Source organism: uncultured Pelagimonas sp., from assembly GCF_947498515.1.
In the GTDB taxonomy this organism is placed as follows: domain Bacteria; phylum Pseudomonadota; class Alphaproteobacteria; order Rhodobacterales; family Rhodobacteraceae; genus Pelagimonas.
Map to the genome: position 1 here is coordinate 255,278 of NZ_CANMKO010000004.1, position 19,578 is coordinate 274,855.

14 protein-coding genes are annotated in these 19,578 nt (G+C 58.1%); 9 read left to right on the plus strand and 5 right to left on the minus strand.

Translation table 11 applies throughout. The annotated features are described in order from the left end of the window. A complete protein-coding gene (gene ppk2, locus Q1A43_RS09945) occupies window positions 1–1,029 on the minus strand; it encodes a polyphosphate kinase 2 (protein WP_299927612.1) in 1,029 nt (342 codons plus the stop codon). A gap of 183 nt (window positions 1,030–1,212) precedes the next feature. Between ppk2 and trpA the strand changes: the two genes are divergently transcribed. Continuing rightward, entirely contained in the window at window positions 1,213–2,004 is a 792-nt protein-coding gene (trpA, locus tag Q1A43_RS09950; protein ID WP_299934648.1) for a tryptophan synthase subunit alpha, read from the plus strand. On the opposite strand, the gene Q1A43_RS09955 is transcribed toward trpA, so the two are convergent. Continuing rightward, window positions 1,992–3,341, minus strand: coding sequence for an ATP-binding protein (locus Q1A43_RS09955; RefSeq protein WP_299934651.1), 1,350 nt, complete (start codon window positions 3,339–3,341; stop codon window positions 1,992–1,994). The genes trpA and Q1A43_RS09955 overlap by 13 nt on opposite strands. Before the next feature lie 2 nt (window positions 3,342–3,343). Beyond that, a complete protein-coding gene (locus tag Q1A43_RS09960; protein ID WP_299934653.1) occupies window positions 3,344–3,889 on the minus strand; it encodes a heme NO-binding domain-containing protein in 546 nt (181 codons plus the stop codon). A 158-nt stretch (window positions 3,890–4,047) separates the two neighbouring features. Between Q1A43_RS09960 and Q1A43_RS09965 the strand changes: the two genes are divergently transcribed. Next, a complete protein-coding gene (locus Q1A43_RS09965; RefSeq protein WP_299934656.1) occupies window positions 4,048–5,211 on the plus strand; it encodes an alpha-hydroxy acid oxidase in 1,164 nt (387 codons plus the stop codon). A gap of 45 nt (window positions 5,212–5,256) precedes the next feature. Here Q1A43_RS09965 and Q1A43_RS09970 read toward each other — a convergent pair whose 3' ends face one another. Together Q1A43_RS09970 and dnaE are read right to left on the minus strand one after the other, a co-directional pair. Next, a complete protein-coding gene (locus Q1A43_RS09970) occupies window positions 5,257–6,399 on the minus strand; it encodes an MFS transporter (RefSeq protein WP_299934658.1) in 1,143 nt (380 codons plus the stop codon). 117 nt (window positions 6,400–6,516) lie between these two features. Next, window positions 6,517–10,017, minus strand: coding sequence for a DNA polymerase III subunit alpha (gene dnaE, locus Q1A43_RS09975; RefSeq protein ID WP_299934661.1), 3,501 nt, complete (start codon window positions 10,015–10,017; stop codon window positions 6,517–6,519). A 499-nt stretch (window positions 10,018–10,516) separates the two neighbouring features. On the opposite strand from dnaE, the gene xdhA reads away from it, so the two are divergent. The 7 genes from xdhA (at window position 10,517) to Q1A43_RS10010 (ending at window position 19,577) form a co-directional block, all read left to right on the plus strand. Next, the gene (gene xdhA, locus Q1A43_RS09980; RefSeq protein ID WP_299934664.1) at window positions 10,517–11,998 is read left to right on the plus strand and encodes a xanthine dehydrogenase small subunit; all 1,482 of its coding nucleotides are present in this window, start codon (window positions 10,517–10,519) and stop codon (window positions 11,996–11,998) included. Further along, on the plus strand, window positions 11,995–14,319 hold the full coding sequence (gene xdhB / locus Q1A43_RS09985) for a xanthine dehydrogenase molybdopterin binding subunit (RefSeq protein ID WP_299934667.1): 2,325 nt from the start codon (window positions 11,995–11,997) through the stop codon (window positions 14,317–14,319). Before xdhA ends, xdhB begins: the two co-directional genes overlap by 4 nt. Further along, window positions 14,309–15,247 (plus strand): xanthine dehydrogenase accessory protein XdhC, encoded by a 939-nt coding sequence (gene xdhC / locus Q1A43_RS09990; protein WP_299934669.1) that lies wholly within the window; start codon window positions 14,309–14,311, stop codon window positions 15,245–15,247. The genes xdhB and xdhC overlap by 11 nt, the downstream gene beginning before the upstream one ends. Next, window positions 15,214–16,737 (plus strand): ABC transporter ATP-binding protein, encoded by a 1,524-nt coding sequence (locus tag Q1A43_RS09995; protein WP_299934671.1) that lies wholly within the window; start codon window positions 15,214–15,216, stop codon window positions 16,735–16,737. The genes xdhC and Q1A43_RS09995 overlap by 34 nt, the downstream gene beginning before the upstream one ends. Continuing rightward, a complete protein-coding gene (locus Q1A43_RS10000; protein ID WP_299934673.1) occupies window positions 16,724–17,809 on the plus strand; it encodes an ABC transporter permease in 1,086 nt (361 codons plus the stop codon). Before Q1A43_RS09995 ends, Q1A43_RS10000 begins: the two co-directional genes overlap by 14 nt. Window positions 17,810–17,900: 91 nt before the next feature. Continuing rightward, window positions 17,901–18,824, plus strand: coding sequence for an ABC transporter permease (locus Q1A43_RS10005; protein WP_299934676.1), 924 nt, complete (start codon window positions 17,901–17,903; stop codon window positions 18,822–18,824). A 9-nt stretch (window positions 18,825–18,833) separates the two neighbouring features. Beyond that, on the plus strand, window positions 18,834–19,577 hold the full coding sequence (locus Q1A43_RS10010; protein WP_299927644.1) for an ion transporter: 744 nt from the start codon (window positions 18,834–18,836) through the stop codon (window positions 19,575–19,577). Window position 19,578: the final 1 nt, after the last annotated feature.

Sequence of the window (19,578 nt, forward strand, 5' to 3'; positions counted from 1 at the left end):
TTAGGACGTTGATTTACGCGATGTTGGGTGCAGAGCAGTGCCTAAAATGTGGTCCGAGCGGTGGATCACATGGCCAGCACCGCCAACAATCAACGGATCCGCAGGTTTGGCGATCGACAGGTCTTTGCCCGGATAATCCAATGTCGACAGGAAGTGACGCATGCAATTCAAGCGTGCGCGCTTCTTGTCATTGGATTTCACCACGGTCCAAGGCGCATCTGCGGTGTTTGTGTAAAAGAACATCGCCTCTTTGGCTTCGGTGTAATCATCCCACTTGCCAAGCGACGCTTTGTCAATTGGGCTAAGCTTCCACTGTTTGAGAGGATCGGTTTCACGGCTTTCAAAGCGCGAGCGCTGCTCATCTTGGGTGACCGAGAACCAATATTTGTAAAGACGGATACCCGAACGCACCAACATCTGTTCAAGATCAGGGGTTTGGCGCATGAACTCAAGGTATTCATTTGGTTCACAGAACCCCATGACCCGCTCAACACCGGCGCGGTTATACCAAGACCGGTCATAAAGAACGATCTCACCGGCGGTTGGCAAATGGTCGATATAGCGCTGGAAATACCATTGGCCGCGCTCTTCGTCGGTTGGTTTGTTCAAGGCAACAACGCGGGCATTCCGTGGGTTCAAATGCTCGGTAAACCGTTTGATCGTCCCGCCCTTACCTGCGGCGTCACGGCCTTCGAAAAGCAAAACAAACTTTTCACCGGTCTCCTGCGCCCAGAGCTGCACCTTGAGCAACTCGGCCTGCAACATGGCCTTTTCTTTCTCATACTCCTTGCGCGACAGCTTAGTCTTGTAGGGGTATTCGCCAGTTTCAAAGGCCCGGCGGATGTCATCTTGGGACGGTTGATTGCCTATAGGAGCCACAGCTTCTGTGGCCTCAACAGCCGGTGTCACCGGTGCGGCGGCCGGTTTTGGGCTGGCCGCTGCTGCGCCATTTGGCTTGGCCGTTGACACGGTCTTGTTCTGGGCGGCAGGGGCTTTGGCGGTGCTGGTTGAGGTCCGAGCTGTGGTCATAAAAAGTCCTTTCACTGAGTTTGTGCAGACCCTAACGCAAACCACGCGGCCTCACTTTGACCCCTGTCAAAAAACCGTCACAAATCGCACATCTATTGCGATCAATTCATCCGATTGCTCGGATGCCATTGATTTTCCGGCGCGCTTCCGGCAACACGGCCTGACCATCCTGCGGAGAGCCCCATGACTCGTATCGACACCAAATTCGCCCAGCTTGCAGAACAAGGCAAAAAAGCCTTTGTCGCCTACATCATGGCCGGTGACCCGGATGTGGACCGTTCGCTCGAACTGATGAAGGGAATGCCCGAGGCCGGCGTTGATGTTATCGAACTTGGCTTGCCCTTTACTGACCCGATGGCCGATGGTGAAACCATTCAATTGGCGGGCCAACGCGCGCTGGATGGCGGCATGACGCTCGATAAAACCCTGCAAATGGTGCGAGATTTCCGGGCGACCGACAACACCACTCCGATTGTATTGATGGGCTATTACAACCCGATCTATTCGCGCGGTGTTGACCGTTTTCTAGTCGATGCGAACGAGGCCGGAATTGATGGCTTGATCATCGTCGACCTGCCCCCGGAAGAAGACGAAGAGCTTTGCATTCCGGCGCAAAAGGCCGGGCTCAACTTTATTCGCCTTGCAACGCCAACAACCGATGACAAACGCCTTCCCAAGGTTCTGCAAAACACCTCGGGCTTTGTTTATTATGTCTCGATCACCGGCATCACCGGTGCAGCTGCGGCCCAGGCAACCGATGTCGCCCCCGAAGTCAGCCGGATCAAAGCCAAAACCGATCTGCCCGTCATTGTGGGCTTTGGCATCCGCACGCCAGAAACAGCGCGCGATATCGCATCGGTCGCCGATGGTTGTGTGGTCGGATCGGCGATTGTGAGCGAAATGGCCTCTGGCAAACCGGTTAGCGACGTTCTTGCCTTTGTGAAATCCCTTGCCGACGGCGCTCACTCGGCCTGACGCAAAAGCAACTCGGCCATGACTTCAGCAAGCTCCTCTCGTCGGATGGGCTTGGCGACATGCGCATCCATACCGCGTCGCAAGTAATCTGAAACCTGATGGGTCATGGCATTTGCGGTTAGTGCAACGATGGGCACCGGTTTCATGCGCTTGGCGCGCTCAAACACCCGAATGCGCGCCGCTGCTTCAAGGCCGCAGAGAACCGGCATATTCACATCCATCAAGATAATGTCGGCGGGCGATGCCTGAAAGGCTTTGACCAAATGCGCGCCATCTTCGACGATTTCGATGTCAAAATCATAGCGTTTCAACAGCAACTCCAAAACCATACGATTGGTCTGGTTGTCCTCCGCGGCAAGGACGCGCCACTTTTTGCGTTTCAAAACCGTGTCGGCATCAAGCGGTTTGTCGGTATCTTGGCTTGAATCCCGCTCCCCCGGTTCCACTTGCATCGTCGCTGTGAACACCGATCCGCGGGTATTGTTGGGGTGATAAGTCAAGTCCCCCCCCATCAACCGACACATCTGTCGCGAAATCTCTAACCCCAGCCCCGTACCGCCAAATTTGCGGGCAACCGACGCGTCTTCTTGTTGATAGGCCTGAAACAGTTTGCCTTCATTTTCGGTCGCAATCCCCGCGCCGCTATCGCTCACCACCAAGGTGAGCATACCTTCAACGATAAAGGATTCGACGCTGATACCGCCGGTCTCGGTGAACTTTACCGCATTTGACAGCAGGTTTGTCAGAACCTGACGGATGCGCGTCGGGTCACCATTGACATGACCACGAAGCCCGGACCCGAATTCCAGATCAAATTGTAGCCCTTTTTGCGTGGCCTTTGACCCAAATAACTTGTGCGTTTCACGGATCAGCTTGGGCAAATCAAAGCTGACCGATTCAACTTCCATCTGACGCGCTTCGATTTTGGAAAGATCCAAAAGGTCATTCAACAGCGCCAAAAGCACATCCGCCGAGGATTGGATAACCCCCACCATGTCCGATCTCGGCGCGTCTAAATCCGTTTCCCGCAAAGCGGTGGCTATTCCGATAATCCCATTCAGAGGCGTGCGAATTTCATGGCTGATCATGGCCAAAAAGCTGCTCTTGGCGGCGCTGGCATCCTCGGCCACGGTTTTGGCCTGCTCCAAATCGGCAGTGCGGGTTTGGACGGTTGCCTCCAAGTTTTCGGCCTGAGACTTAAGCTCTTGATACGCATCAAAAAGTTCGCGGCTTTTTGCTTCCAAAATACGCTCGGCCTGTTCGCGGGCGGCCCGTTCCCGTGTGTAGCGCCGTCTTGAGACCTTGTCGTCGCCAGTTTGGGGGTCAACAACAGCCACGCTTAGGCCGCCAATCGGACCAAGAACACGGCCCGCCCCGTACCATTTGCGCTTTGATCGTCCACGGTTACCTCTGCCGGATCACCAAAATGCGTGATACATTCTTCGATTAAACCCCGGCAAAACGGAACCAAAGGGCGTTCCGATTGATAGGTCATCTCCAAACTGATTGCATCCGGCCGACGCGTATCAAACTTGGGGAGCTCCGCATCGGGGTAAAGCTTGCGCACCTCTACGTGAACTTCATTCTCAATCGCATCCAACATATCTAAAACATTGGTCTTTCCGGCAAAAAACTCAGGATAGCCCTGCGAAAACCGTTTGAGCATCCAAGCGCCAAACTGACGTTGCAACTCTTCTATCGAGGCACCACTCCGATCGCTGATCGCCCCGACGATTTGCATCAACTCTCGACAGGGATAATTGCCGACCGAAGTGTAGGATCCGTCACTTTCCAGCGCCAGATCATCCAAAATCTGGTCAACCACATCCTCACCCAGAGCTTGTTCTGCCATGTCCAACAGCTCCGTAAACACCATGCCCTTCATAGCGGCCCTCTGACATACACGTTGCAATCATCGTTACGGCATCGCGATGAACAGCATCTTAAAATGGCTCTATTGACGCAGAGCCAATTTCGTTGATTGCAATCTATTCGCCATATTGGTAATCATCCTTTACCAATTCGACCATTTGTGAGAGCGCCATGCCCGTCATAACCGAAATCGAAGACCTCAAACGCATCTACCGCCGTCGTGTGCCCAAGATGTTTTATGACTATTGCGAATCCGGAAGCTGGAGCGAACAGACCTTTCGCGAAAACAGTTCCGATTTTGACAAGCTCTACCTGCGCCAACGCGTTGCCGTTGACATGGCCGGGCGCTCAACCAAGACCCAGATGATTGGTCAGGATGTGGCGATGCCGGTGGCCCTGGCCCCGGTTGGCCTAACGGGCATGCAGCACTTTGATGGTGAAATCAAAGCCGCCAAAGCCGCCGAAAAATTCGGGGTTCCGTTTTGCCTCTCGACCATGTCGATCTGTTCGATCGAAGATGTCGCCGAAAACTCTAACGCCCCCTTTTGGATGCAGGTTTATACCCTCAAAGACGATGATTTCATGCAGCGTCTTTTTGATCGCGCCAAAGATGCCAAATGCTCGGCGGCGGTGATCACGGTCGATCTGCAACTCTTGGGCCAGCGCAACAAAGATCTTAAAAACGGGTTGTCCGCCCCGCCCAAACTGACCCCTCAATCGGTCGCCAATATGATGACCAAGGTGCAATGGGGACTTGGCATGTTGCAGACCAAGCGCCGCTTCTTTGGCAATATCGTTGGTCATGCCCAAGGTGTTGAAGATGCCTCGTCGCTCTCCTCTTGGACGGCCGAAGCCTTTGACCAATCGCTCAACTGGGACCGCATCCGCGAGTTCCGCAAAATGTGGGATGGACCGCTGATCATCAAGGGGATCATGGACCCGCGCGACGCGCTTGAGGCCTGCAACGTCGGGGCCGATGCCATCATCGTTTCCAACCACGGCGGGCGGCAATTGGACGGCGCAATCAGTTCCATTCGCGCCCTTGAACAGATCATGGATGCGGTTGGAGACAAGATTGAAGTGCATCTTGATAGCGGTGTGCGCTCGGGTCAGGACGTGCTCAAAGCCGTTGCCATGGGGGCCAAGGGCTGCTGGATCGGCCGGGCCTATGTCTATGGTCTTGGCGCGATGGGCGAGGCCGGAGTGACCAAGGCACTTGAGGTGATCCACAAGGAGTTGGACATGTCGATGGCTCTGTCTGGTCACACGGATATCACCACCGTCGACAAGGATATCTTGATGATCCCCAAGGATTTTTCAAACGAATGGCGATAAACGAAAGGCCGGGCAATGACCCGGCCTTTTCTTTGCGCGCGCACCTTAGGGGCGATAGCGCGCCACCATTGGCACAAGAACCACGGGCACCAGCAACAAAAGCACCGAGATGGCGGTAAAGGAGACCGGCAAGCCAAACCCTTCGGCCAAAAACCCCATCAAGGGCGGTCCGATAAAGAAGCCGCTATACCCCAGAACCGCAATACGCGAGATCGCCAGCGCCTTTTTGTCATCGGGCACCATGCGCCCGACCCAAGCAAAGGCCATCGGTGCCACAACCGACACGCCAATCCCCAAAAGGCCAAAGCCCAGATAGGCGATCACGAGGCTTGGGGCCCAGGCGGCAATCGCCGAGCCAAGCGCCGCTATCACCGTCGCGACGCGGATCACCGCCGCTTCGGACCAATAATGCACGATCACCTGACCGGAAAGACGCCCCACCGCCATGGTCATGCCAAGGATCGCCGGGCCAAGCGCCCCTTCGGCGGCCCCTGCCCCAAGCCCGCGCTCAAGATGCAAGGCTGACCACCCCTCGGTTGCCTGTTCGGTCATAAAGCCGAGCAAGACGATCATTCCCGCCGGGAATAACAACACCCAAGGCAGGCGGCGTTTGGCGACTTCTTCGGAGACCGGCTCTGGGTCCGGCACCGGGGCGGCAATCATCTGCAAAATCAACAGCCCACATAGGGCAACACCAGCGGCGAAAATCTCGGACGGCGTCCAGCCGATTTCGCGGCCAAGCCCCGCCATAAGCGCCGACACCGCATAGGCAACCGAGAAAATTCCATGCGCTAGGTTCATCAATGGCCGCCCCGAACGCCCCTCAAGGATCGAAATTCGCGCATTCATCGCGACGTCCAAGGACCCCGACCCAATGGTCGCCCCCATCATCACCACCGCCAAAAACACCCCGTTTGTGGCATAGCCGGGAAACAAGAACGCCCCCGCCATCACCGCCGCCAATACCGGCAAGGTCCAGCGCCCCAATTTGGCTTCGGCGCGGGGCGCCAACCACATGGCGCTCACGGCACCAAGGGCGGCAATCAACATAACCACGCCGAAATCGCCGTCACTCAATCCGGCTTGGGCTTTGATGACGGGCACCAAGGCGGCAAAGCTGCCCCAGAACAACCCTTCGGCGGCGAAAGCGGCCAATGGACCGCGAGACATATAGATATCACGTAACATAGGCCGAGTGGTGGCACGGGTTGGCGTTAGCGTCCAAACACGAATTGCAACGCTCTGTGTCAAAGCGCTTTGAAAGCCATATCCCCGGCCTTCACAATCCCAATAATTTGGACGCGCCTAGAACTCTTCGACCGCCAAAACCCCATCAAGAGATTTGACCGCGCCCTTGGTTTCCGGCGTCACGGGAAAGGCCTGTTTCAGGTCAAGCTCAACCTCGCCCGGAAGGCCATGATCATTCAAACATAGGTGCACCGGGCCGCGTTGTGCCTTGGGCATTTGTTCCTTGGCGCGCTCCAACACCGATGCGATCTGGGGCAAGGCCATGGCGTTTTCGACAAATATCCGCATCCCGGCGACCGAATTCCCGACCACGGCGTTTTCCACCGGCATGACCGACCGCCCCAGCAATTTCAGCTGATCGCTTTCCATCGTCGCCTCGACCGTGATCACCACCTTGGACCCGGTATCAAGATATTCGCGGCATTTCTCCAAGGCATCGGAAAACAGCGTCACCTCATAGGCCCCGGTCGGATCGGACAATTGCGCAAAGGCAAAGCGATTGCCGCGTGCCGATTTGCGTTCCTGCCGTCCGGCCACAACTCCGCCCAGCTTGGCCACCAAAGGCGAGCGTTCGGCTTTGACCATCACCTCGTCCAACGTCAAAACATCGGCCCGTTTCAGCGCTGGCATATAGTCATCCAATGGATGCCCCGAGAGATAGAAACCAATCGCCTTGAATTCCTCGGCCAACCGCTCCGCTGGCAACCAATCGGGCACCGGCGACATGCGCGGTTCGGGCAAATCATCCCCCGCTTCGCCAAACAAAGACACCTGCGCCGATCCGCGCTGTTCATGGATCGCCGTCGAATAAGCAACAAGCGCATCAAGGCTATCAAACACCCGGCGGCGGTTGCCATCCAGAATGTCAAAGGCCCCGGCCCGCGCCATCATCTCAAGCGGCCGTTTGCCGACCTTTTTCAATTCCACCCGGCGGGCAAAATCGAAGAGGTTGACAAATTGCTGGTCCCCTCTGGCGTCGGACACAAGGTTCATCGCCTCAACGCCAACGTTTTTCAGCGCGCCCAGCGCGTAGACCAATTCGCCGTTCACCACGTCAAATGTCGCCAAAGACCGGTTCACGCAGGGCGGCACATAGGGCAGTTTCAGCCCCTTGCGGACCTCTTCGAAATACACCGCCAATTTGTCGGTTAGGTGAATATCACAGTTCATCACCCCGGCCATGAATTCCACCGGATGGTTCGCCTTGAGCCACCCGGTTTGATACGACACAACCGCATAGGCCGCCGCGTGGGATTTGTTGAATCCGTAGTTGGCGAATTTCTCCAAAAGGTCGAAAACCTCCGACGCCTTTTTGGCCGGAACCCCGTTTTCGCCCGCGCCCTTTTCGAACTTGGGGCGTTCGGCGTCCATCGCCTCTTTGATCTTTTTACCCATGGCCCGGCGCAACAGGTCCGCACCGCCAAGCGTGTATTTCGCCATGACCTGAGCGATCTGCATAACCTGTTCCTGATAAACGATAATCCCCTGAGTTTCCTCAAGGATATGGTCAATCAGCGGGTGCACAGATGTGATCTCTTTGAGCCCGTTCTTTACCTCACAATAGGTCGGAATATTCTCCATCGGGCCGGGGCGATAGAGCGCCACAAGCGCAACGATGTCTTCGATACAGGTCGGCTTCATGCGCTTAAGCGCATCCATCATCCCCGTCGATTCCACCTGAAACACCGCCACGGTTTTCGCCGCAGAATAGAGCTTGTAGGTCACCTCATCATCAAGCGGAATGGCGTTGATCTGGTTCTGTGCCCCCTCAGCTGGCTCATATAACTGCGTGCCATCCGCCGCCACATGCAAATCGCGCCCAGATTTGAAAATCAAATCCATGGCGTTTTGAATAACGGTCAGGGTTTTCAAACCCAAGAAGTCGAACTTGACCAACCCGGCCTGTTCCACCCATTTCATATTGAACTGGGTCGCGGGCATGTCGGAGCGCGGATCGCGATAAAGCGGCACAAGCTCGTCCGTGGGACGGTCGGCAATCACAACCCCCGCCGCGTGTGTCCCCGCCGATCGCAGCAATCCCTCAACCTGCATGCCGTATTTCAGCAGCCGGTCAACAACCTCTTCGTTCTTCGCCTCCTCGCGAAGCCGCTCCTCTTGTTGCAACGCCTGTTCAATCGAAACCGGTTTCACCCCTTCAACCGGGATCATTTTCGAAAGCCGGTCCACCTGCCCATAGGGCATTTGCAACACTCGGCCCATATCGCGCACCGCCGCCTTGGACAAAAGCGCCCCAAAGGTGATGATCTGACCAACCCGATCCGCGCCGTATTTCTCTTGCACATACTTGATCACCTCCTCGCGGCGATCCATGCAAAAGTCGATGTCAAAGTCGGGCATCGAAACCCGTTCCGGGTTCAAAAACCGCTCGAAAAGCAACGAATAACGCAATGGGTCAAGGTCGGTCACCGTCAACGCATAGGCCACCAAAGACCCCGCGCCCGATCCCCGCCCCGGACCGACCGGAATGTCGTGATCCTTGGCCCATTGGATAAAGTCGGCAACGATCAAAAAGTAACCGGGGAACCCCATGCCTTCGATGATGCCAAGCTCAAAATCCAACCGCTCTTGGTATTTCTCAACCGTGTCCGCATGTGGGATCACCGCAAGGCGTTTTTGCAAGCCCTCATTGGCGATCCGGCGGAGCTCGGCCACCTCATCATCGGCGAATTTCGGCAAGATCGGATCACGGCGATAGGCCATGAACGCGCACCGCCGCGCGATCTCAACCGTGTTTTCCAAGGCCTCTGGCAGATCGGCGAAAAGCACCGCCATTTCCTGTGGTGTCTTCATGTAATGCTGCGTCGTCAAACGGCGGCGCGGCTCGATCTGATCGACATAGGCCCCTTCGGCGATACAGATCATCGCATCATGGGCCTCATACATCTCAGCCTTGGGGAAATAAACGTCATTGGTTGCCACCAACGGAATATCCAGCGCGTAAGCCATCTCAAGAAATCCACGCTCGCTCAAACGCTCGGCTTCGGGCTTGGTTCCATCCTCTTCTGGATGGCGCTGCAATTCGACATAAAGCCGATCACCAAAAATCGCCAAGAACCGTTTCATCAGGGCCTCGGCGGCATCATGTTGCCCCATTCGCAACATCTGCCCCACCGGCCCATCCGGCCCACCCGATAGACAAATCACATCCTCGGAAAACTCTTGCAGCTCTTCCAAGGTGACGTAGGGCAACTCGCTTCCCTGCCGCATATAGAGGCAAGAGTTCAGCTTCATCAGCATCTCATAACCGCGCTCGGTCTGGGCAAGAACCACAACCGACGCGGGCGGCTTGGGCCGCTCACCCGGTGCCGGATCGACATAGCGCACAGAGAGCTGACAACCCATGATCGGCTGCACCCCGGCCCCCGCCGCTCCGACGGAAAACTCCAATGCCGAGAAGAGGTTATTGGTATCCGTCACCGCCACGGCGGGCATATCCATCCCCGCCACAATGCCGGGCAGTTTTTTCAACCGCATGGCCCCTTCCAAAAGGGAATATTCAGTATGGACGCGCAGGTGGATGAATCGAGGCTCTGTCATTTGGCTACCTTATGTCGTCGCCACCACCGGGGGCAAACAGATAGGGTCAAGATGCCTTGATCTGCCGGCCCTGACGCATAGCGGGCAATAACGCAGGGGGTAAATGCACAGGAACTGGCGGGGTTAATTTCAAGCGGTCCATTTGTCGGCACGATGTTGTAGCTCGCGCCCCTGATCCGCGTTCCATCGCCTTGAAATAAAATCAGTTTTCCAACTGCGATGAGCCTAGTCAGGAACGAGCCCCATCAAACCAAATACGTCAAATCAACACATCCTGACCCTCACCTCGCATGCCTCAAAAACAGGCAATTCCAACAAAGCCGCCGCGCAAATGCACATTTTCGCTTGCCAAAACCGCCCAGCCGCCCCTAGCCTGAGCTTCACAACAGGGAACAAGCGCGTTTTCTACGCCGCATCGAGGGCGCGCACTCTGACACCGGGCAAGACCTTTCATAGGCAAGACCCAACAGAGGACATGGTAAGGCGGCAGGCAAAACCCATGAATATCACCTTTCTTCTCAACGGAGAGAGCGTGGAGTTAAAAGGCGTTTCCCCCGACGCCACGCTCCTCAATTGGCTACGCGACACCCAAAACCTCAACGGCACCAAAGAGGGCTGCAACGAAGGCGACTGCGGCGCTTGCTCCGTCATGGTCACGGATGAACGCGGAGCACGTGCGCTCAACGCTTGCATCCTGCTCCTGCCGCAACTCCACGGCAAAGCTATCCGCACGGTCGAAGGTCTCGCCCCAGACGGCAAAACTCTTCATCCCGCCCAAGAGGCCCTGATCACTCATCACGGCAGCCAATGCGGCTTTTGCACCCCCGGCATCGCCGTTTCCATGGCCGTGGCCCATCTCAATGATGATCAAAACCACGATGATGCGCTGGCGGGCAATCTCTGCCGCTGCACCGGTTACGCCCCGATTATCCGCGCCGCCCAATCCATCGAAACCACCCCCAAACCCGGCTATCCCGAAACCAGCCCCGGTTTCTTATTTCCAAAAACATCCTCGGGGGTGCCCGAGGGCCGAGGGGCAGACAGCCCCCCTCTTACCCATGCGGCAGACAGCCCCCCTCTTGCCGATCCGGCAGACAGCCTAGCGTCCGTCCCCCAAACCCCCTCCGACGTCTACGCCCCCGAAACCTCGGATGACCTCGCCGACCTCTATGCCAAAATCCCCGAGGCGACCCTTGTGGCCGGGGCAACCGATGTTGGGCTTTGGGTCACCAAGCAACACCGCCCCATCACCCCGGCGATTTTCCTAAATCGCTGCCGAGATCTCCAAGACATCACCGAAACCGCCACAACCCTCCATATTGGGGCTGGCGTGACTATGGACCGGGTGCATCGCCTGATGGACACACACCACCCGTCTTACGCCGAAATGATCCGCCGCTATGGCTCAACCCAAGTGCGCAACGCTGCCACCATCGGCGGCAATATCGCCAACGGCTCGCCCATCGGCGATAACCCTCCGGCGCTCATCGCCCTTGGGGCCACGTTGCATCTGCGTTTCCGGGATACCCGCCGCGAAATGCCGATCGAAGATTTCTATATCGAATATGGCAAACAAGATCGCTATCCCGGCGAATTTGTCGAAGCGATCAGCCTCCCCAAACAGCCCGACACCCTGCGCGTCTACAAGCTCTCGAAACGTTTTGATCAAGACATCTCTGCCGTTTGCGGGGCCTTCAACCTGACGATTGAGGACGGAAAGGTCACCAACGCCCGCATCGCGTTTGGTGGCATGGCCGGGACACCAAAACGCGCCACCCATGTGGAAGACACCCTGCTAGATCGCCCCTGGAGCGAAGACATCATCGCCGCCGCGTGGGACGCGTGGCATCAGGATTTCACCCCTATGTCCGATATGCGCGCCAGCGCCGACTACAGGCTCTCAACCGCGCGCAATATGTTGTCGCGTTACCTTCTCGATAGCCTCGGGGCCGCAACCAATGTTCTGGAGGTGCGCCCATGAGTGTCCGCAAACCCCTCCCCCATGACGCCGCGCGCCTGCATGTCACCGGGGCCGCGCGCTATGTTGATGATATTCCTACGCCTGCTGATTGTCTGCATCTCGCCTTTGGCACCGCTGAAATCGCTTTTGGCACCATCACTTCGGTGAACCTTGACGCGGTGCGCGCCGCCGAGGGGGTTATCGGCGTTTGGGAGGCCGAAGACCTGCCCTCAGAGTGCGATTGCTCGCCTTCCGTGCATGACGAACCGCTTTTGGCGCGCGATCGGGTCATGTATCTCGGCCAACCGGTGTTTTTGGTGGCGGCCACTTCGCACCTTGCGGCCCGCAAGGCGGCGCAGCTCGGCCAAATCACCTATAGCGAAGAGCCCGCGATCCTGACCATCGACGATGCCATGGCCGCCCAAAGCCAATTCGACGGCAGCCCGCGCATCTGGCAGTCGGGCGATGCGGCCAGTGCCATCGCCGCGGCCCCGCATCAGATCAGCGGCGAAATCGAGATGGGCGGTCAGGAACACTTCTATCTCGAAGGTCAGGCCGCTTTGGTGTTCCCGCAGGAAAACGGCGACATGCTGGTGCATAGCTCGACCCAGCATCCAAGCGAAATCCAACACAAGGTCGCCCATGCGCTGCACCTTCCGATGCACGGCGTCCGGGTCGAAACCCGACGCATGGGGGGCGGGTTTGGCGGCAAGGAAAGCCAAGGCAACGCGCTTGCCATCGCCTGCGCCGTGGTGGCGGCGGAGACCGGGCGCGCCGCCAAAATGCGCTATGACCGCGACGATGATTTCACCATCACCGGCAAACGCCACGATTTTCGCATCGGCTATACGGTCGGCTACGATGATCAGGGCCGTGTCTTGGGCCTCGACTTTTTGCAACTGGCCCGTTGTGGCTGGGCGCAAGACCTGTCGTTCCCAGTCGCAGATCGCGCCATGTTGCATGCGGACAATGCCTATTTCCTTCCCAATATGCGCATCGAAAGCCATCGCTTGAAAACCAACACCCAAAGCGCCACCGCCTTTCGCGGCTTTGGTGGGCCGCAGGGCATGTTGGGAATTGAGCGGGTGATGGATCATATTGCCCATGCCTTGGGGCGTGATCCCCTCGCGGTGCGGCGGGCGAATTTCTATGTCGAAGGGGGGCCATCCGCCCCCCACTCGGCAGAGCCGAGCCCTCCCGAGGATATGTCTGGACAGAAGAAACCAAGGGGCGTCACCCATTACGGTCAGCCGGTCGAAGATTTCGAGCTGGGCGCCATGGTGTCCCGCCTCGAAGAGAGCGCCGATTATGCAGCCCGGCGCGCGGCGGTCGATCACTGGAACGCCAACAATCCGGTCTTGAAACGCGGCATCGCCATGACGCCGGTCAAGTTCGGGATTTCCTTTACCCTCACTCATCTTAATCAGGCCGGTGCCTTGGTGCATGTCTATCAAGATGGCTCGATCCAGCTCAACCATGGCGGCACCGAGATGGGTCAGGGGTTGTTCCAAAAGGTGGCGCAAGTCGCCGCTACGGTCTTTGGCCAGCCGATGGATAGCATCCGCATCACCGCCACCGACACCGGCAAGGTGCCCAACACCTCGGCCACGGCGGCGTCGAGCGGCTCGGACCTTAACGGGATGGCGGTGAAAATCGCCTGCGAAACCATTCGCGACCGCATGGCCGAATTCCTTGGCACCGAGGTCGCCTTTGAAGATGGTGTTGTCTTTGTTGATGGCAAAGATGTCTCTTTCGCCGAGGCCGCCAAACGGTGTTACGAAGGGCGCGTAAGCCTCTCTTCCACCGGGTTTTACAAAACACCGAAACTGGAATGGGATCCGGTTGCCGGGCGCGGTCGGCCGTTTTTCTACTTTGCCTATGGGGTGTCCTGCACCGAGGTGGTGATCGACACATTGACCGGTGAAAACCGCATTTTGCGCAGCGATATCCTGCATGATGCTGGGTCATCGCTCAATCCGGCGCTGGATGTGGGTCAGGTCGAGGGCGGCTATGTGCAAGGCGCGGGTTGGCTCACCACCGAAGAGCTGGTCTGGGATGACAAGGGCCGGTTGCGCACCCATGCGCCTTCGACCTACAAAATCCCCGCCTGCTCTGACCGCCCCGATGTGTTCAACGTTGACCTTTGGGCCTCTGAGAACCGCGAAGACACGATTTACCGCTCCAAAGCCGTGGGCGAACCTCCCTTTATGCATGGGATTTCAGTTCTGATGGCGCTGTCGGATGCGGTCTCGGCCTGTGGCGATCGCTACCCTGATCTCCATGCCCCGGCCACGGCGGAACGGGTGCTTAAGGCGGTTCAACAGGTGCGCGATGGGCTTTGATCTTGACGCCCTGAGCGCCGCCGTTGACCAACATGGCACGGTCGCCCGCGTGGTGATTGCCGATGTGGCCGGCTCCTCCCCGCGCGATGTTGGCGCGGCGATGCTTGTCTGGAACGGCGGGCAAAGCGGCACCATCGGTGGCGGCGCGCTTGAATATCAAGCGGCGCAGGTCGCCCTTTCCAAAACCGGGATAAGCCGCCATGCGCTTGGCCCCGAGCTTGGCCAATGTTGCGGCGGTGCGGTCACGCTTTTGACCGAACACTATACCGCCGAAACCCTCGCCGATCTTCACGACAAAACCATCATCGCCCGTGGCCCCGGCACCCGGCCCTTGGCGGTTCAACGCCTGCTGGACCGCGCCCGCGCCCAAGGCCAACCACCCGCACCACAGTTGCATCAGGGTTGGATGATCGAACCGGTTCTACGCCCCTCGCGCCATGTCTGGATTTGGGGGGCGGGCCATGTCGGGCGCGCCTTGGTGAACACACTGGCCCCAATGCCCGATCTGGCCCTGACTTGGGTCGACACCGGGCGCGACCGCTTTCCCGACGCCATCCCGCCCAACGTCACCATTCTTCCCGCTGTTGAACCCGCGCGGCTTATGGCCCATGCGCCGCAAACCGCCGCGCATCTGATCCTGACCTATAGTCACGAGCTTGATTTTCAGCTCTGCCACGCCGCCCTTACCCGCGGTTTCAACTTTGCCGGGGTCATCGGGTCAAAAACCAAATGGGCGCGGTTTCGCAAACGGCTGGCCGCTCTGGGCCATACACCCGCCCAAATTGCGCGCATAACCTGCCCAATTGGTCAAAAACAGCTCGGCAAACACCCTCAGGCCATTGCCATAGGCGTGGCCTCCCAGCTACTTACGCTTGAAACCAAAGGAGAGAGCGCGTGGACGATACACTCCTCAGCATCCAGGGCCTAACCAAGGCATACCCAGGCGTTGTGGCCAATGACGACGTCTCCTTTGACATCCGCAAAGGTGAAATTCACGCTTTGCTAGGTGAAAATGGCGCTGGTAAATCGACGCTGGTCAAAATGATTTACGGGCTGGTTGGCCCGGATCGCGGCACCATGACCTTGGATGGCAACGCCTTTGCACCGCCAAAACCCTCGGTTGCCCGTCAGGCCGGTGTCGCCATGGTCTTTCAACATTTCTCGCTCTTTGATGCGCTGTCGGTGGCCGAAAACGTCGCGCTTGGCATGGAAAACCCGCCCAAGCCCCGCGATCTTGCCGCACGGATTTCCGAGGTCTCCGAACAATACGGCCTGCCGCTTGATCCCTCGCGTGAGGTTGCAAGCCTCTCGGCGGGCGAACGGCAACGCGTTGAAATCATTCGCTGTCTTTTGCAAGATCCGCGCCTGCTGATCATGGACGAACCGACAAGCGTTTTGACCCCGCAAGAGGTGGACATCCTCTTTGAAACCCTGCGCAAGCTGAAATCCGAAGGCACCTCGATCCTCTATATCTCACACAAGCTCGAAGAAATTCGCGCCCTATGTGATCACGCCAGCATTTTGCGCCACGGCAAAAACGTTGGCACCTGTACGCCGTCCGAAACCTCGGCGCGCGAAATGGCCGAGATGATGGTCGGGTCTAGTTTCGCCACCCCAAAGGCCCGCGATGTGACGCTGGGCGAGGTGGTGCTTACGGTTGATAACCTCACCCTGCCCGCCCTTGATGGCATCGGCACGCCGTTGCGCGGCATCTCGTTTGAACTGCGCAAGGGCGAGGTTTTGGGCATTGGTGGCGTCGCTGGCAATGGTCAGGACGAATTGCTCATGGCGCTGTCGGGCGAACGGCTCTCTGATCCCGGCATGGTGCATTTTCAGGGCAAGGACGTGAGCCGCCAAGGCCCCGGAGAGCGTCGCCTTCCCGGTCTGTTGTCGGCCCCCGAAGAACGTCTTGGCCATGCCGCCGCGCCGGACATGAGCCTGACCGAGAACGGCGTTCTAACCGCCGGAAAACGCGCCGGTCTTGTCAAAAACGGTTTTATTGATTGGGCCAAATCGCGGCTCTTTGCCGAGGATGTGATTGAAAAATTCGACGTGCGCACCCCCGGCCCCAATGTTGCGGCGCGGGCACTTTCGGGTGGCAACCTGCAAAAATACGTGGTGGGCCGCGAGATCGTGCAAAAGCCCGAGCTTTTGGTCATCAACCAACCCACATGGGGCGTAGACGCCGCCGCCGCCGCTGCGATCCGGCAGGCATTGCTTGACCTCGCCCATGGCGGCGCGGCGATCTTGGTAATTAGCCAAGACCTTGATGAACTTATGGAAATTTCTGACCGCTTTGGCGCGTTGAACGAAGGGCGTCTGTCGACTCCGCGCCCCGTGCAAGGGCTTGATATGGAACAGATTGGTCTGATGATGGGCGGAGCCCATGATATGGAGGCGGCACATGCTGCGACTTGAAAAACGCCCCCAGCCATCGCGCGCCTGGGTGGTGCTCTCGCCGATTTTGGCGGTGATCCTCACTATGATTGTCGGCGGTATTCTCTTTGCCATGCTTGGTGCCAACCCGTTTGAAGCGATCCGCACCATCTTTTGGGACCCGATCTTTTCCGAGCAATTCTCGGGCTTTACCCGTCCGCAACTGTTGGTCAAGGCCGGGCCTCTGATCCTTATCGCCATTGGTCTTTCCATTGGGTTCAAGGCCGGGATTTGGAACATCGGGGCCGAAGGCCAATACATCATGGGGGCGATCTGCGGTGCGGCGGCGGGCCTTGCGCTTTACCCGTCCGATAGCGTGCTGCTCTTTCCTCTGATGCTTGTCGCCGGGGCGCTTGGCGGCTGGGCGTGGGCGATGATCCCGGCGATTTTGAAAACCAAACTTGGCACCAATGAAATCCTTGTGTCGCTGATGCTGGTCTATGTGGCCGAAACCATTCTCGCCTCTGCCGCCTCTGGTTTCCTGCGCAATCCCGAGGGCATGGGCTTTCCCGGGTCGCGCAATTTCAAGGAATGGGACGCGGTTTATAACGGCGAACTCATTGCAGGAACTGGCATGCACTGGGGTGTTGTCGCCGCCTTTATCGCGGTGATTGCGGCCTATGTCCTGCTGAGCCGCCATATCCAAGGCTTTAACATCCGTCTCACCGGCGAAGCGCCGCGCGCCGCGCGTTTTGCGGGCGTCAATCCTTCCCGCATTGTCATCCTCTGCCTTGGTATTTCCGGTGCGCTGGCTGGTCTTGCCGGGTTCTTTGAAGTCACCGGCCCGGCGGGTCAGATCACCATTGATTTCAACGCGGGCTACGGGTTTACCGCGATCATCGTCGCCTTTCTTGGCCGGTTGAACCCCATCGGCATCTTGCTCGCCGGGTTGCTTATGGCGCTGACCTATATCGGCGGCGAATTGGCCCAGCTCATGCTCGGCGTGCCCGGCGCGGCGATCCAGCTCTTCCAAGGCATGCTGTTGTTCTTCCTGCTGGCCACTGACGTCTTCACCAACTTCCGCCTGCGACTGGCCAAGAAGGAGGCGGTGTGATGACACATAGAAACATGGCAACACCTCTTTTGACGTCGTGTCCGACACAGTCCTCGACAGAATATGTCACCGTCCCACAGGAGGCCTTTAAATGGACCTGAGTTCAATCTCCCCCATCCTCCTCGTCGCCTCGATCATGGTCTCGGCCACGCCAATCCTCTTTGCCGCGATTGGCGAATTGGTCGTGGAAAAGGCTGGCGTGCTCAACCTCGGGGTTGAGGGCATGATGATCACCGGGGCGGTGGTCGGCTTTGCGGTTGGCGTCAACACCGACAGCCCGCTTGTCGGCTTTGTTGCCGCTGCGGGGGCCGGGGCGGCGCTTAGCTTTGTCTTTGCCCTGCTGACCCAATACCTCTTGTCCAACCAAGTCGCCACGGGCCTTGGCCTGACCCTTGCGGGCCTTGGCCTTTCGGCGCTGATCGGCAAACCTTATGAGGGCGTCAAATCCCCCACTCTGCCGAAACTCGACCTTGGGCCGCTTTCGGACATTCCCGCCCTTGGCACCATGTTCTTTCGTCATGACATCATGGTCTATGTCGCGGTCCTGATGGTCATCCTTGTCTGGGCCTTCTTGAAATTCACCCGCGGCGGGCTGATCCTGCGCGCGGTGGGTGAAAGCCACGATAGCGCCCATGCGCTTGGCTACAAGGTGGTGCGCGTGCGCATGATCGCCATCCTGTTTGGCGGGGCCTGTGCGGGTCTTGGCGGGGCTTACCTTAGCCTCGTGCGGGTGCCGCAATGGACCGAAGGCATGACCGCTGGGGCCGGTTGGATCGCCTTGGCCATCGTGGTGTTTGCAAGCTGGCGGCCGTGGCGCATCCTTATCGGGGCCTACCTCTTTGGCGGCGTCACCGTTTTGCAGCTCAACCTTCAGGCCGCCGGGGCCAAGGTGCCGGTCGCCCTTCTCTCTGCCTCGCCTTATCTGATCACCATTCTGGTTCTGGTCATCATCTCGGCGCGCGGCGCGCATGGGGCCCCGGCCTCGCTTGGCCGCTCCTTCCACGCCTCAAGCTAAAGGACACACATGGCGTCAGGGTTGAAACATCGCGTTGCTCTCGCGCTTGAGGGCGAAGATCCCCGCTACGGCAAACTGCCGTTGGCGGGGCTTCATATGGCGATTGTTCTGTCGGCCTTTACCATCACCCTGCAAAGCATGCCGGGCCATTCCACCGACATGCAAAAGATCCTGCTCGGCCTCGAAGCCGTCCTTCTGGCGATCTTTGTCACCGAGTTTTGCCTGCGCTTCTGGAGCGCCGAAAACCGGCTTGGCTATATCTTTAGCTTTTGGGGCTTGATCGACCTTCTATCGATCCTGCCCGCCCTGCTCTTCCTGCTTCCCGATAGCACCGTGTTGCGCACCCTGCGCCTGATGCGCATCTTTCGCCTTCTGAAACTCCTGCGCATGCGCCGCGCCATTTTGCGCCTCGAACATGCGATTAGCTCTAACCGCGAGGAAATGCTGCTCTTTGGCGTGCTGGCCGCCATCGTGCTCTTTCTTGCCGCCGTCGGCATCTATCACTTCGAAAAAGACGCCCAGCCCGAGATTTTCGGATCGATCCCGCAAAGCGCGTGGTGGGCCATCGCGACACTAACAACCGTCGGATATGGCGATGTTTATCCAGTCACCACTGGCGGGCGCGTCTTTACTGCGATAACTCTTTTAATTGGATTGGGGATTGTGGCGATCCCGGCGGGGCTGATCACCTCAGGCCTGCTGAATGCGCCCGAAGAAGAAACCGAGACTGAAACCACCACCAATGGGGAATAAT